General features: G+C 59.7%; 12 protein-coding genes. 11 read left to right on the forward strand and 1 reads right to left on the reverse strand.

Annotated features, from left to right (window positions below):
* Positions 1–18: 18 nt before the first annotated feature.
* Entirely contained in the window at positions 19–1935 is a 1917-nt protein-coding gene (locus tag J2J98_RS03320) for an O-linked N-acetylglucosamine transferase, SPINDLY family protein (protein ID WP_207602332.1), read from the reverse strand.
* A 457-nt stretch (positions 1936–2392) separates the two neighbouring features.
* Between J2J98_RS03320 and J2J98_RS03325 the strand changes: the two genes are divergently transcribed.
* The 11 genes from J2J98_RS03325 to J2J98_RS03375 all read left to right on the forward strand — a co-directional run bounded on the left by J2J98_RS03325 (position 2393) and on the right by J2J98_RS03375 (position 14677).
* A complete protein-coding gene (locus tag J2J98_RS03325; RefSeq protein WP_207602333.1) occupies positions 2393–3298 on the forward strand; it encodes a flagellin N-terminal helical domain-containing protein in 906 nt (301 codons plus the stop codon).
* A 281-nt stretch (positions 3299–3579) separates the two neighbouring features.
* Complete coding sequence (locus tag J2J98_RS03330) at positions 3580–4488, forward strand: flagellin N-terminal helical domain-containing protein (protein WP_064709873.1); 909 nt, start codon at positions 3580–3582, stop codon at positions 4486–4488.
* Positions 4489–4731: 243 nt separating this feature from the next.
* Positions 4732–5643 carry a flagellin N-terminal helical domain-containing protein gene (locus tag J2J98_RS03335; RefSeq protein ID WP_207240580.1) on the forward strand — a complete coding sequence of 304 codons (912 nt, stop codon included), beginning with the start codon at positions 4732–4734 and terminating at the stop codon, positions 5641–5643.
* Between the two features lie 299 nt (positions 5644–5942).
* Positions 5943–6905, forward strand: coding sequence for a flagellin N-terminal helical domain-containing protein (locus J2J98_RS03340; RefSeq protein WP_207602334.1), 963 nt, complete (start codon positions 5943–5945; stop codon positions 6903–6905).
* Positions 6906–7107: 202 nt separating this feature from the next.
* On the forward strand, positions 7108–7737 hold the full coding sequence (locus tag J2J98_RS03345; protein ID WP_207602335.1) for a hypothetical protein: 630 nt from the start codon (positions 7108–7110) through the stop codon (positions 7735–7737).
* A complete protein-coding gene (locus tag J2J98_RS03350; protein ID WP_207602336.1) occupies positions 7734–9044 on the forward strand; it encodes a MotB family protein in 1311 nt (436 codons plus the stop codon). Before J2J98_RS03345 ends, J2J98_RS03350 begins: the two co-directional genes overlap by 4 nt.
* A gap of 10 nt (positions 9045–9054) precedes the next feature.
* A complete protein-coding gene (gene motC, locus J2J98_RS03355; RefSeq protein ID WP_064709877.1) occupies positions 9055–10350 on the forward strand; it encodes a chemotaxis protein MotC in 1296 nt (431 codons plus the stop codon).
* Complete coding sequence (fliK, locus tag J2J98_RS03360) at positions 10347–11789, forward strand: flagellar hook-length control protein FliK (RefSeq protein ID WP_207602337.1); 1443 nt, start codon at positions 10347–10349, stop codon at positions 11787–11789. The genes motC and fliK overlap by 4 nt, the downstream gene beginning before the upstream one ends.
* On the forward strand, positions 11710–12294 hold the full coding sequence (locus tag J2J98_RS03365; protein WP_064709945.1) for a lytic transglycosylase domain-containing protein: 585 nt from the start codon (positions 11710–11712) through the stop codon (positions 12292–12294). Before fliK ends, J2J98_RS03365 begins: the two co-directional genes overlap by 80 nt.
* 280 nt (positions 12295–12574) lie before the next feature.
* On the forward strand, positions 12575–13246 hold the full coding sequence (rem, locus tag J2J98_RS03370) for a transcriptional activator Rem (RefSeq protein ID WP_064709879.1): 672 nt from the start codon (positions 12575–12577) through the stop codon (positions 13244–13246).
* A gap of 126 nt (positions 13247–13372) precedes the next feature.
* Positions 13373–14677, forward strand: a complete 1305-nt coding sequence (locus J2J98_RS03375; protein ID WP_138395533.1) for a flagellar hook protein FlgE — start codon at positions 13373–13375, stop codon at positions 14675–14677.
* Positions 14678–14679: the final 2 nt, after the last annotated feature.

The following is a 14679-nucleotide window of genomic DNA, read 5'->3' on the forward strand; positions in this document are numbered from 1 at the left end:
TTGTTGAGATGCGAAACCTCACTCGGCCGCGAACGGCGCCGTGCGTGACGGCAGCGCCGCAATGTCGATATGGTCGGGTGCCAGACCCTGCTTGGCACGCTCGGCCATGATTTCGTAGGCCTGCTCGAGATGATGGCAGAAGCGTTCGGCGTCGAAGAGCGGGGCGATGTAGCGCATCTCCTTCAGGTGCGCCTTGTATTCGGCGATCCGCTCGGGGTTCTGCGCCAGCTCGACGGCGAGGTCTTCATAGGCCTGCAGATCGGTTGCGACGAGCTGCGGCAGATCGATTGCCCTGAGCAGACTTTCGCTGACCCGTGAAGCGAAGTTCGTCCCCTTCAGCGTCAGAACCGGCAACCCGCCCCAGAGCTGCTCCGAGGTGGTCGTGTGGCCGTTGACTGGGAAGGTGTCGATGCCGAGGTCGGCTGCCTGCTGGCGGTCGATATGCTCTTCATAGGGCGCGCGCGGGCAGAAGATGATGCGCTTGGCGGAGATGCCTGCCGCCTGGAATTGCTTCAAAAGGTTCGCCTGGTTGCGCGGCGTATTCGCCATCAGCCAGAGAACGCTGTTCGGCGCCCGCTTGAGGATCCGGCACCAGCTATTGATCGTCTCCAGCGTGATTTTGCGGTTGCCGTTGAAGGATGCGAAGATGAAGGCTTCTTCCGGAAGGCCGAGCTGTTCTCGCGTGACCGGACGAGGCTTCGGACGATACGTCGGATCGTTCGGCTGGTAGCTCTCTGGAAGTCGGCAGAATTTTTCGTGGTAGAATGGCTTTGCCACGTCGGGCAGGACAAAATGGTCACCGATCACGTAGTCGAGGTCGATGTTGACGGTGCTGCCCGGAAAGCCGAGCCAGCCGACATGCACAGGCGCGAGCGGCAGATTGAAAACCGTCGCGCGGCTGCCGGATGTATGGCCTTTCAGGTCGACCATGATGTCGATATTATGCTCTCGCACCGTCTCCAACACAGCCTGGTCTGAGAAGCCGTGAATATCGACGATCCGGCCCCAGCGGCTGCGGTCGGTATCGTTGTGCTTCAGGTATTCCGGGCCCGTGTGGCAGAACAGGGTGATGTCGAAACGGTCCCTGTCATGCAGTTCCAGAATGCGCTGCAAGAGCTTCATCGTTGCGTGGCGATCCCAGAAGTCGGATGACATGTAACCGATCCGGATCTTGTCCGACCAGCTATGCGGCTGGTTACGGCGGAAGGCGACGCGCTCCTGGTTGAGCGGCGAGGTGCCGATTGTTGCATATCGATTGTAATCCTCGTTCCCGCACCAATGCAGATGATAGAACGGATTGTCCTTGCGCAGGATCTCGAGGTCGCCCTTTGCAAGGGCTTGCTCTATCACCGACTGATGCTTGGCTGCCTCTTCGAAGTCATTGAATTCGCGAGCGAAGACAAGATGGAGGAAACGGAATGCGAGGTTGCCGGGAAAACGTTTGAAGAGGTTGCGCGCCAGGCTCTGGTTGGTTGCATCGTTCAGATCGTCGCTGAGGAGCAAAGCCGCCAGACGCATATGATCGGGATTTGCGCTCTGCGACAGTACCGTCTTGAACGGACGGATGATATCCCGCTGCTGACGCTTCAGATAGATTGCGGTGATGATAAAGGCGAGCTCCGCATCTTCCTGTGCCCTGGCGAGGTTTCGCATGGCGATCAGCAGTGCGTCGTCCTCATTGCCGGTCTCGTAATGCAGTTTGGCGGCTTGCTTTGCGTATTCGTAAGAGTTGGGGCTTTCGCAGCCGGCGGCAAGGCCATAGGCTTTCGCCGCGTCGGCCTTGAAGCCGAGCTGCAGGAGATTCTTAGCCAGCAGCGCGTAGGTCTTGGCGTCCTTTTGGATATCCATGAGTTGGTTGAGCGTCGCCAAGGACTGTGTGTAGCGGCCCATCTGGTAATCCTTGGATGCCGCAGAGAACGAAACTTTGCTGTTCAAAATCCAACTCCATGAAGGAAATGTTCTGGCATGACTGTGGTCGCCGACACGCACGGGCTTTCCCTACCGAAAACGGACGGATCGGTCCGATGATGCTATCCCGGCGCTTGCCACATTGGCATCCGAAGCTTGCTTGAAACCGGTGGCGTGAGAGCTCTGCCTGGCGGGAAGTTGCTTTTCCCGATCGTGCTGTCTGCCCCGGATTTGAACGCAAGGAAGTATGTTCGGCCGGCATTAACTATGCCCTGTTATAGGGTATTAACTATGCGAGATGAGGGCTTCCCCAGCGCCTTCATTTTTAAGAAGTTGGCAAGCATTGGCTGCGAGATTGCCCCAGACATGACGGGTTTGGGCCACAACAAACAGGCGCCGAGTAGCATGAAGCTGGTCCGTCATCGCCGGTATTACAGTCCGGTATGTCCTCCTTTTTGTATCTAGTTTTCCAGGGGACAGACTTATGACAAGCATTAACACGAATTCTTCCGCACAGGCAGCTCTCCAGACGCTGCGCAGCGTCAACCAGGGCCTCAACCAGACGCAGAACCGCGTTTCCTCCGGTTATCGCGTTGAAAACGCTTCCGACAACGCCGCCTACTGGTCGATCGCAACGACCATGCGTTCGGACAACAAGGCACTTTCCGCCGTTTCCGACGCTCTCGGCGTAGGTGCTGCCAAGGTCGATACGGCTTACACCGCCATGGACAGCGCTATTGACGTCGTCACCGAAATCAAGGCCAAGCTGGTTGCTGCAACCGAAAGCGGCGTTGACAAGGCCAAGGTTCAGGAAGAAATCGGCCAGCTGCAGCAGCAGCTCCTGAGCATCGCTCAGTCGGCTTCCTTCAACGGCGAAAACTGGGTTGCTGGCGCTGCCGGCACGAAGAGCGTCGTATCCTCCTTCGTCCGCGACGGCTCCAATGCGGTTTCGATCAAGACGACCGATTATGTTCTTTCGAGCTCCTCGATGGGCAACGTCCTGTTCGGCATGAGCTCAGGCTCGGTTGAAACCTCCACGGGTATCCTCGGTACCTCGTCGGGTGCGACCGGCTCGATCTACTCGATGAGCATCACCAACTTCACCGCAGGCCAGATCCAGACGGCGCTGACCAACGTAGAATCGGCTCTGAAGGCCATGACCAGTGCCGGCGCTGCTCTCGGCTCGCTCTCCAAGCGCATCGACCTCCAGGACGATTTCGTCAACGCTCTCAGCGACTCGATCGACTCCGGTGTCGGTCGCCTCGTCGACGCCAACATGGAAGAAGAGTCCTCCAGGCTCAGCGCTCTGCAGACCCAGCAGCAGCTGGCGATCCAGTCGCTGTCGATCGCCAACTCCTCTTCGCAGAACATCCTGTCGCTCTTCCGCTAAGAGCGGTCGGCACAAGGTTTCCAAGTTTCGCGGCCGGATCATTCCCGGCCGCGAAATGTTTTAAAATAAGGTTAATGACAAACCTCCTAAGTGTCAGATATTTTTACGCTATTTTCGATTCTGATTTAGCTTTCCTTAACCATCTTGCTGTTTTCTAGGCCCATCGAAACGGCGAGTTAACCTTAAAAAAGACGGTTAACAGGCATGATGCTGATCGCTGTGGGCCGGCCATAAATCCGGAATGTCCCTTCTTAAAATCTGCCAACAAGGGGCAAGCAATTATGACGAGCATCAACACCAATAACGCTGCAATGGCAGCCCTCCAGACTCTGCGTGGCATCAACCAGGGTCTCCAGGAAACCCAGGCTCACGTTTCGTCCGGCTACCGCGTCGGCAAAGCTTCTGACAACGCTGCTTACTGGTCGATCGCAACGACCATGCGTTCGGACAACAAGGCACTTTCCGCTGTTTCCGACGCTCTCGGTCTCGGCGCCGCCAAGGTTGACACCGCCTACGCCGCCATGGACAGCGCCATCGACGTCGTCGGCAACATCAAGGCCAAGCTGGTTGCTGCAACCGAAAACGGCGTTGACAAGGCCAAGGTTCAGGAAGAAATCAGCCAGCTGCAGGCACAGCTGCTCAGCATCGCTCAGTCGGCTTCCTTCTCCGGCGAAAACTGGGTTGCCGGCGCAAACGGCACCAAGAGCGTCGTCTCCACCTTCGTCCGCGACGGCTCCAACGCCGTTTCTGTCAAGATGACCGACTACGTACTCTCCAACAGCTCCACTGGTAACGTGCTGTTCGGCATGAGCGCCGGCGCGGTTGAAACCTCCACGGGTATCCTCGGTACCTCGACGGGTGCGACCGGCTCGATCTACTCGATGAGCATCACCAACTTCACCCTCGGCCAGATCCAGTCGGCTCTGACCAACGTTGAGGCGGCTCTGAAGGCCATGACCAGCGCCGGCGCTGCTCTCGGCTCGATCTCCACCCGCATCGGCCTCCAGGAAGACTTCGTCAACGCTCTCAGCGACTCGATCGACTCCGGTGTTGGTCGCCTCGTCGACGCCAACATGGAAGAAGAGTCCTCCAAGCTCAGCGCCCTGCAGACCCAGCAGCAGCTGGCTATCCAGTCGCTGTCGATCGCGAACTCCTCTTCGCAGAACATCCTGTCGCTCTTCCGCGGCTAATAATCTGCAGAAACATCGGTCCGCCGGCCCGGCGGACCCCGGAATTCGAGCCGCGCTTCGATGGAGCGCGGCTTTTTCATTTTCGTTAACTCTTGATTAACCATAATGCTGTTTTCTCAGGTCAGCGAGACGGCGAGTTAACCAATTTTAAAAGTCGGTTAACAGGCATGAGGCTGATCCCCGTTCCCGGTAGCATTCCGGAATGTCCCTTTTTTCCAACTGCCGACGAGGGGCGAACATTTCATGACCAGCATTTTGACCAACGTCGCGGCAATGGCCGCTCTTCAGACACTCCGTGGCATCAACAACAGCCTCGAAGACACCCAGAACAGGGTATCGTCCGGTTATCGTGTCGAAAAGGCGGCCGATAACGCTGCCTATTGGTCGATCGCAACAACTATGCGTTCGGACAACAAGGCCCTTTCCGCCGTTTCCGACGCCCTCGGCCTTGGCGCCGCCAAGGTCGACACCGCTTATTCCGCCATGGACAGTGCCATCGACGTCATCACCGAGATCAAGGCGAAGATCGTCGCCGCAACCGAAAAGGGCGTCGACAAGACCAAGGTGCAGGAAGAAATCGGCCAGTTGCAGCAGCAGCTGCTCAGCATCGCGCAGTCGGCTTCCTTCTCCGGCGAGAACTGGGTCGCCGGCGCTGACGGCACCAAAAGCGTCGTGTCGACCTTCGTCCGCGACGGCAACGGCAATGTCTCGGTCAAGACCACGGACTACGTCTTGAACACGAGCTCCACGGGCAACGTACTGTTCGGGATGACCTCCACCGGCACGATCGAGACGAGCTCCGGCATTATCGGCACATCATCCGGTACGATCGGCTCGATCTACTCGATGAACATCAGCACCTTCGGTTCGGTTGAAATTTCGATGGCCCTGACGTCCATCGAAGCCGGCCTGGAGGCCATGACCAAGGCTGCCTCGCAGCTCGGCTCGATTTCCACCCGCATTGAGCTGCAGGAAAACTTCGTTGGAGCACTGAGTGATTCCATCGACTCCGGCGTCGGCCGCCTCGTCGATGCCGACATGGAAGAGGAATCGAGCAAGCTGACAGCGTTGCAAACCCAGCAGCAGCTGGCGATCCAGTCGCTGTCGATCGCCAACTCCAGCGCGCAAAACATCCTCACGCTGTTCCGCAGCTAAATCGGTCGCTGAAGCTGGACCGAATCTTGCGCCGCCGTTCGGCCGCAAGCCGAAGATCTTCCGGACCGCGCCCGAAACGGCGCGGTTCTTCGTTTGGTATCAGTAACTTGCCTTGAGAGTTGATCCACATGTCGCGCTTGTGCCGCCGCTCTTGCCGAACAAGTTGATATCGAGTTAACTTCGCCTTGAATTGATTTGCTTTTGCGACGCGCCGGTTGAATTTCGCCGGAGGCATGACGCCACTTCAGTCGCCGCCGGCAGTCCGGCCTGCCCCTTCATTTTATTCCGAGAGCCTGTCGATGACCGTTAAGATAACCAGCGCGGCCGCGGTGAATGCACTTGCAGTGCTGCGCAGCATCAACAAAGAAGCCAGTCAGACCCAGCAGCAAGTTTCTTCGGGATATCGGATTGAGACGGCCGCAGACGATGCCTCCTACTGGTCGGTCGCCACTGTCATGCGCTCGGACAGCACCAATCTCGGCACGATCGGTGACGCGCTCGGTCTCGGCGCTGCCAAGGTGGATGCGACCTACACGGCGATGAATTCGGCGATCGATCTCATAGGCGAAATTCGCGCCAAGCTGGTCTCGGCAAGAGAGCCGGGCGCGGACAAGGACAAGATCAACGCCGAGATCAGCGAATATAAGGAGCAGTTGCGGACCGTCGTCGAATCGACGTCGTTTGCAGGGGAAAACTGGTTGCTGAACAGTGACAAGGCCGCGCCGCCGACATGGTCGGTCATCTCCGGCTTCGTGCGCGCCTCGACCGGCGAATACCAGGCTCAGAGCATCGACTTCCCGTCGTCGCAGACCATCCTGATCGACAAGAACAATGCGAGCGGCGGCCTGTTCACCAAGGCGATTGATGCCCAGGCGATCAATAACAGCGGCGTCGGACCGCGAAACTACTATCTTCTGGACGCCGGTTCGACCACGCCGGCGACGGGCATGGAAGTCGCGATCGGCAAGAACACCACCGACGCGCAGCTTGTCGATATGCTCGACGTAACCGACTCCCTGCTCGCTTCACTGACGACGACGGCGGCCTCCATCGGGGTGATGAAGGTGCGTATCGAGGATCAGATCGACTACACCGCCGATCTGTCCGATTCAATCGACAAGAGCGTCGGCGCGCTCGTCGATACCGACATGGACGAGGCTTCGATCCGCCAAAAGGCGATCGAAACGCAGAAGCAGATGGCCGTCGAAGCGATCTCGATCCTTAACACGGCCGCAAGCAAGATCCTCATTCTGCTGGAATAGGGCGCGCGCGGATGTGGGTGACGACGGCGCCATTCATCTTCGCGCAAGTTTGAATTCCTAGTTTCCGGCAAGAAGGCATGGTCCGTATTTTGTGCCGGCGCAAGGTCAAGCCCTTGTTCGCTGCGAAGGACGTGTCGCGCGCAAGGTCATTTTTGGACGGGGGTTGGCATGGCGCTCGTCTCCCGGATGCTGGATGGTTTCTATGAGCATTTCGCTTTCTCGGTATTTGAAGGATTTCGGCGAACCGAAATCATCGGCGCCGATTATCGACATCGACGATTTCGCCGGAGATGCCTTTCCGGAGGCGCCCAGCGAACCGCCGGTCGACGTAGAGGCGGAGCGTCGCGAAGCCTATGCGGAAGGTCACGCCGCGGCGACCGCTGATTTGACCGAGAAATACGAAAACGAGGCGCGCGCGCTGGCCGAGGGCCATGCGCGCGAGCTCGAAGAACTGAAGCTTCGCTATGAAGTTGAGGCGGCGGCGGTCATTGCATCCCGCGTCCGCGATATCGCCGAAGAGGTCGCTCAGCTGGTCAGCGCCGGTGCGGCGATGGTCATTGCGCCCGTCATGACGGAAGCGCTTGCGGCCAAGGCTGCCGAAAGTCTCGCCGCTTTGCTGCGTGATGCGATTCTCGAAGGCGCGGCCGGACCGATCGTCGTCAGGGGGCCGACCAGCCTCTTCGACATGTTGAAAACCGAACTCGGCGACCATGTCGCGGCGGTTCGGCACATTGAGGCCGACGATATCGATCTTTCCGTCGAAATTGGTGAATCCGTCGTCGTCACCCGTATGTCCGCCTGGGCGGCCAGCTTGAAGAAAGTTCTCGAATGAGCGAAGGCGAAAACCATCACCACGGCAGGAACGAGATCATCATCGTCAAGCGGCATGGCGGCGGTGATCACGATGGTGCCCATGGCGGTGCGTGGAAAATTGCCTATGCCGACTTCATGACGGCGATGATGGCATTCTTCCTGGTCATGTGGCTGGTCAACGCCGCCAATGAGGAGACCAAGGCTGCGGTCGCGACCTATTTCAATCCGATCAAGCTTGCCGACGAAAAGCCGACCGAGAGAGGCCTGAAGAAGCCTGTCGACGATGCGGAGGGCGAGGAGAAGAACGAAAAGTCGAAGCAGAAGGAAGAAAATCCGACCGAAGGCAAGTCCGCCGCGGATGGTGACGACCAGACATCGACTTCAGGCGACCACACCAATTATTCCGAAGCCGATTTCTTCGAGAATCCCTATTCGGTTCTCGCCGAAATCGCACAAGAGGTCGGCCAGCAGGCCAATGTCAGCGCCAAGGGCGATGGCGGCGCGGCCGATTCCGGCCCTGCCACCGGTGCCGATGGCGGCGAAGCCTATCGCGACCCCTTCGATCCGGATTTCTGGACCAAGCAGGTCGAGGTGACAACGGCGGGAAAATCCTTGCCGCCCGGCAGGAGTGAGGAGCAGGCGAGCGAGAGCGAGACGACGGAGGTCGCCAACGCCGAGGATGTGAAGCCGGCGCCTTTGGCGACTGAACAGAAGCCGGCCGAGGCCAAGGAAACCAAGGGTGCCGCCGAGGCCAAGGGTGGCAAGGCGACGGAGAGCAAGGCGCCTGGTGAGAAGACGGCGGAGGCCGAGAGGGACGCCGATCATCAGAAGGAAGCCGACAAGGGCGCGGTCGGGGCCGAGCAGCAGAAGAAGGAAGCAGAACAGCTTCAGGCGCAGATCGCGCAGCAGATCAGCGGTGTTGCCGGCAAGCTTGCCGAAGGCCTGACAGTGACGGCATCCGAGGGCGGCCTGCTGGTCAGCATCTCCGACCAGAACGACGATTCGATGTTCAATATCGGTTCGGCCGTTCCGCGCCAGGAGATGGTGCTTGCCATGGAAAAGATCGGGACGATCCTGAAGGAGAGGGGTGGCGCAGTCGCCATCCGTGGCCACACGGACGGGCGCCAATACAAGGGTGGGCAGAACGAGAATTGGCGGCTTTCGATGGACCGCGCCCAGAGCGCCTACTACATGCTCGTGCGCGGCGGGCTGGACGAGACGCGCATCTCCCAGGTCTCCGGCTTCGCTGACCGCCGGCTGAAGTTGCCCGCCGACCCTTTTAACGCAGCCAACCGCCGGATCGAGATCCTGGTGCAGGCGGAATAGGGATAGTCGGATGGCGCGTCGGCAGCATCGCTACGTCGGATTCATGGCCCTTGGCCTGGCGATGTTTTCGCCTGCCGCAGGCAATGCGCAGGATCCGGACGATCTTGCGCCGTACAAGATGCTGCGGTCACTGCAGTTCGTGCAGGATTCCGTTGTCGCCGGCGATCATTCGGCCGGCGAAATGCAGCGCTTCATGCTCGGCACCATCGACGAGCGGCTGCGCACGGCCGATACAAGGATTTTCGATGACGACCGCAATGTCGATGCGGCGCTGATCTACACGATGAGCGGCGGCAATCCCCAGACGCTCGAATATCTGATCGCCCATGACGTCAACGGCTATTTCGACAACCGCGTCACCGATGTGCTGCGCAAATATCTGACCGGCAAGGGGCTGCTCGTCGCCAAGACGCTGGAGGAAACCGCCAGGGAATATCGCGACAAGAAAATCGGCCCATACCTGGCGCTGATCGGCGGCAATGTGCTGATCGCCACGAAACCGACAGATGCGTTGGGTCTTTACGATCAGGCGCGTCTTGCCGCGCCGGGCACGATCGTCGAGGAGGCGGCCTTGCGCCGTTCCCTCGCCATCTGCGTCGACAAGGGGATGCTCGACAAAGCGCTGGCCTATTCTCAGCGTTATGTCAGGCGCTTCCTGCATTCCCCTTATGCCAGTCAGTTCGCCGATCTTTTCGTCAAGCTTGTCGTCGCCCATGATCACGACGTGAAACCGCAGGATGTCGTCGATATACTGTCCTTCATGGATGCCCCGCGCCAGCGCGAGGTCTATCTGCGCATCGCCCGCGCCGCCGCGATAGCGGGCAAGTCCGAGTTGGCGCGCATGGCGGTCGAGCGTGTGCAGTTGCTTGGCGCGGGCACCGACAATCCCTTCGGCCCGCTTGCGGATTTTTATGGCGGCATGGCCGGGCTTCCGACAGACGATATCGACCAGGCGGCGAAGAATGTCAGCGGCATCGACGGCAAGATGCTTTCGCCGCGGGATCAGGCGCTGCAGGCGGCGGCGCGCTCGGTTGCCGAGCAGATCCTGCGCGCCCCGGATCCGGCAAGCTTGACGCAAGCATCCAATCCTAACACTTCTCATCAAGAAATCACTTCTGAAAAGGCTGCGGCGATAGCCATGCAACCGGGGACGCCAGGCGCGCCTCCCGAGCCTGTTCCGGGAGGTGTGGCATCGACTGGCCAGAGCCAGGATACCGACTCCTCATTCAACGCATTTGTGACGACCAGCCGATCCAAGCTCGACGAGATCGATGGTCTTCTGGCGCAGGAAGGCAACGAACAATGATGGATTTGAGCGTCTCGGGCGGAGCCTCTGGTGCGGAGGCGGCTGCGGCGGCGAAATCCGCTAAGGCTGGAAAGGGTGACGCCGCCGGTCAGAAGGGAGACTTCTCCGATGTGCTGGCCAAGGCAAGCGGCAGCACCGCCGACGACGCACCCGATAATGCACAGCCGGATCAGAGTGTCGCCGACGGCGATGCAGGGAAGGTGGCGCGGACGCTCCGTAGCCGCAGCGGCGCCAAACCATTGATCGATCTCAGCGACGCTGCGCTGAAGGCACAGGCCGACGTGCAGCCGGAAACGATCGCCAATGGCGAAAGGGCGGCCGCGAAGCATGCAAAGGATGGGCTCGAATTGCCGGCTGGCGTCGGCAAGCTCGATGCCGAAGATCAGTCCGCCGACGAGGCCGCGCGATCGGCCAAGGGCGTCAAGCACGGCAAGACAGAGATCTCGCAAACAGATAAGGCTACGGACAGTGAGGACGATGACGGCGGCATTTCCGATGTGCTCGGCCTGCTGAAGCAGGAGCCTGCCGACGGGACGGTCACTTTGCCGGCCGCGGCAGCCGCTCATCAAGCCTCCATCAAGGCCGCCGAGGCCGGACATGCCGACAAGCAGACCGCGGGCATTGACGCCAAAACGACCGGCCACGCATCTGACGCCCTGACGGTCGTCAACGGCAGCGCCGAAAGCATCAAGGCCGATGACATCAGGGTTCCCGGTGCGGAGAACACCGAAGCCACCGACGGCAGGACGTTCCGGATCAGCCGCGCCGATGGCCGCGGCGTGTCGATGGACGTTCACCTGGGCGCCGAGCAGGCCGGACCGAAGGACGGTTCGAAGAAGACCGATGTCGAAAACATCTCTGTCCTCGAGTCGCGCCGCTATATCGGCCTGGCGCAGAATACGAATTCCGCAGCGGTCACCGCGGCTCTCGCCGGTGATTCCGAATGGGCGCGTGCCATGGAGCCGAGTTCAGCGCTCTCCAACGCGGCGGAATGGACGAGCACCGGCAAGGTGGTCAACACACTGAAGATCCAGATGAACCCGATCGATCTTGGCCTGGTGACGGCGACCATGCGCCTGGCCGGCGATGCCCTGAACGTCGACCTCAAGGTCGAAACCGGCGCAGCCTATCGGCAGCTGAAGGAAGACCACGGCAAGATTCTCGAAGCGCTGCGCAGCCAGGGCTATGCGGTCGACAACGTCACGATCAGCATGGCTCCCGTCGAGCGTGCCGACGCCGGAAACCAGCCCGGCAGCCAGGGGCAGGCCTCCCAGCAGCAGTCGCTCGCCCAGCAAGGGCAGGGTGGCGAGGCGCGCGAGCGCCACAATCAGACGGCGCAGCGGACGGATGGAGGCTTCAATGGCGCAGGCGAGAACGGTATTGAAGGCGTCTCTGCTGGCGGTGCTCGCAGCAGCGGCTCTGGCGGCGTTTACCTCTGAGGCGGCCGCTTCCACCGGTGCCTGCGAACAAGAAATCCAGTCGGCTGCCGCCAAATACGGCATCCCGGTAGGTATCCTCTATTCGGTCGGCCTGACAGAGACCGGCCGCAAGGGTTCACTCTATCCCTATGCCATGAACGTCGAAGGCAAGGCCATTTTTCCGCCCTCGGAAGAGGACGCAATGAGGCAGTTCGATGTCGCCCGCAGAGGCGGGGCGAAGCTCATCGACATCGGATGCATGCAGATCAATCACTATTATCACGGCGAGAATTTCGCCTCGGCCGAAGATATGTTCGATCCGCATCGCAACGTCGAGTATGCTGCGAAGTTTCTCCGCAACCTGCATGATCGCCATGAGACGTGGACGATGGCGGTAGCAAGATACCACGCCGGGCCGAATAACAACCCCGCACAGAAGCAGTATGTCTGCCGCGTCATCGCCAATTTGGTGGCCACCGGCTACGGCAAATGGACTCCTAATGCGAGTAACTTCTGCCAAAATTAATTCAACTAAAAATAGAAGTGTCAAATTATGACGAAACTGTGTCGTAATGTGGCAGGAATCCGGCGCTAAATCGATGCGCAAGTCACATTTAACCAAGCGTTAACTTTTCCACGAAACTTTTGTGTGGATATCCGCGGGTGGCCACTACATATAGATCAAATCGCCACGCAGGTCTTAATCAATTATTAATTTCCGCCATTCACTTTAACGAGTTGTCGCCGATTCGCGCGATTCGTACCCATAGATCATCGAAGTGCCACACTGATTCGGAGGCGGACGAATGATCGTAGTGGTTGATGAGCGTGAGCTCGTGAAAGACGGATACACATCCTTGTTTGGCCGGGAGGGCATTCCCTCCACCGGCTTTGATCCATCGGAATTCGGCGAGTGGGTGCAGACCGCCGCCGATTCGGATATTGCGGCGGTAGAGGCGTTCCTGATCGGTCAGGGCCAGCGCAGCTTCGAGCTGCCCCGGGCGATCCGAGATCGCTCGATGGCGCCCGTGATCGCGGTCAGCGATCAGCCCTCGCTTGAAAACACGCTCGCGCTTTTCGATTGCGGCGTCGACGACGTCGTGCGCAAACCGGTCCATCCCCGCGAAATCCTCGCAAGGGCGGCTGCGATCCGGCGCCGGCTGAAGGCGATCGCCAACTATACCGATATCGGCGGGATCCGCGTCTTCTCGGATGGCCGTGACCCGGAGATTAACGGCGAGGTCTTTGCGCTTCCCCGGCGCGAACGCCGCATCCTCGAATATCTGATCGCCAACCGCGGTCGCCGTGTCACCAAGACCCAGATCTTCAACGCCATCTACGGCATCTTCGATGAAGAGGTCGAGGAGAACGTCGTCGAAAGCCACATCTCGAAGCTGCGCAAGAAGCTGCGCAAGAAGCTCGGCGTCGACCCGGTCGATTCCAAGCGCTTCCTTGGCTACTGCATTGATTGGGCCTGATTTTTCCGGCCGGGTGGCGGCGCCCGGCTGAACCTCGATATTGGCCTCGCTGCTCGCCATTACAGACAGCTTCACGCAAGGCCCGACAAATACTCTCGAGTTTAACAGGTAAAACGAGGTTTTCAGATGAGCATTTTCGGCAGCATGAAGACGGCAGTGTCGGGCATGAACGCGCAGGCGAACCGCCTCAGCACCGTCGCCGACAACATCGCCAACGTGAACACCACCGGCTACAAGGCCGTGTCGACGAGCTTCTCGACTCTGGTTCTGCCCTCCTCGGGCGGCAATTATAATTCCGGCGGCGTTCAGACTTCCGTGCGCCAGGCCGTCTCCGACCAGGGCGACATTTCCTACACTACCTCGAGCACCGACCTCGCAATCTCGGGTGACGGCTTCTTCATCGTCCAGGGGCCGGACGGTACGCCGGTGCTGACCCGCGCCGGCGACTTCCAGAAGGACGATGAAGGCAACCTTGTCAACTCAGCCGGCTTTCAGCTGATGGGCTATTCCTACGACTCGGGCGCCCCCGCCGTCGTCGTCAACGGTTTCGACGGCCTGGTACCCGTCAACGTAAACCAGGAAGGTCTGACGGCCATTGCCTCAACGGCTGGCTACTTCAAGGGCAACCTCGATTCCAACGCGAAGGTGGCTCCTGTCGCTCCAGCAACGCTGCCGAGCGCCAACGCCGCCACGACGACCACCGACACCAAAAAGTTTTCCATGGTCGCCTACGACCGCCTCGGCAACAAGGTGATGTATGACTTTTACTTCACCAAGACCGCTGTGACCACTCCGCCGCCGGCGCCTCCGGGGGTTGCCAGCACCTGGGAAGTTTCGATTTATCGCAATGCCGATGCGGCGGTGGGCGGAACGACGTCGTTCCCCTACACTACTGCCGGCGGTGACGTTGGCAACGGCTCACTCACCTTCGACGCCAACGGCAAGATGATTTCTTCCGGCGCCATTCCGATCGTCGATCCCGTAACCGGTCTGACGATTAACATGGATCTCTCCGGCTTTACCCAACTCGGCGCCGACTTTGCCGGCACCGGCACGCCGAATGGCCAGGCAGCAAGCCCGGTGAAAGACGTCACGATCGACGGCGACGGCATCGTCTATGCCAAATATGAGGACGGCAGCACCAAGCCGCTCTACCGCGTTCCGCTCGCCAACGTCGCGAGCCCCGACAAGCTGACGCTGATGAGCGGCAACGTCTACAGCGCCAACGGCCAGTCCGGCGTCACCGTCACCGGTTTCCCGCAAACAAACGGCCTCGGCACGATCAAATCGGGCGCTCTCGAGGGTTCGAACGTCGACCTCGCCGGCGAACTGACCGAGATGATCGAATCGCAGCGCAGCTATACCGCCAATTCGAAAGTGTTCCAGACGGGTTCCGACATCATGGACGTACTCGTCAATCTCAAGAGATAAGT

The organism is Rhizobium bangladeshense, assembly GCF_017357245.1.
Classification (GTDB): domain Bacteria; phylum Pseudomonadota; class Alphaproteobacteria; order Rhizobiales; family Rhizobiaceae; genus Rhizobium; species Rhizobium bangladeshense.

What these genes read in the sequence shown, in the direction of transcription:
- J2J98_RS03350 (WP_207602336.1), top strand. Translation starts at nt 7,734, where the DNA reads ATGAGCGAAGGCGAAAACCATCACCACGGCAGGAACGAGATCATCATC.
- rem (WP_064709879.1), top strand. Translation starts at nt 12,575, where the DNA reads ATGATCGTAGTGGTTGATGAGCGTGAGCTCGTGAAAGACGGATACACA.
- J2J98_RS03375 (WP_138395533.1), top strand. Translation starts at nt 13,373, where the DNA reads ATGAGCATTTTCGGCAGCATGAAGACGGCAGTGTCGGGCATGAACGCG.
- J2J98_RS03330 (WP_064709873.1), top strand. Translation starts at nt 3,580, where the DNA reads ATGACGAGCATCAACACCAATAACGCTGCAATGGCAGCCCTCCAGACT.
- J2J98_RS03365 (WP_064709945.1), top strand. Translation starts at nt 11,710, where the DNA reads ATGGCGCAGGCGAGAACGGTATTGAAGGCGTCTCTGCTGGCGGTGCTC.
- motC (WP_064709877.1), top strand. Translation starts at nt 9,055, where the DNA reads ATGGCGCGTCGGCAGCATCGCTACGTCGGATTCATGGCCCTTGGCCTG.
- fliK (WP_207602337.1), top strand. Translation starts at nt 10,347, where the DNA reads ATGATGGATTTGAGCGTCTCGGGCGGAGCCTCTGGTGCGGAGGCGGCT.
- J2J98_RS03340 (WP_207602334.1), top strand. Translation starts at nt 5,943, where the DNA reads ATGACCGTTAAGATAACCAGCGCGGCCGCGGTGAATGCACTTGCAGTG.
- J2J98_RS03325 (WP_207602333.1), top strand. Translation starts at nt 2,393, where the DNA reads ATGACAAGCATTAACACGAATTCTTCCGCACAGGCAGCTCTCCAGACG.
- J2J98_RS03345 (WP_207602335.1), top strand. Translation starts at nt 7,108, where the DNA reads ATGAGCATTTCGCTTTCTCGGTATTTGAAGGATTTCGGCGAACCGAAA.
- J2J98_RS03335 (WP_207240580.1), top strand. Translation starts at nt 4,732, where the DNA reads ATGACCAGCATTTTGACCAACGTCGCGGCAATGGCCGCTCTTCAGACA.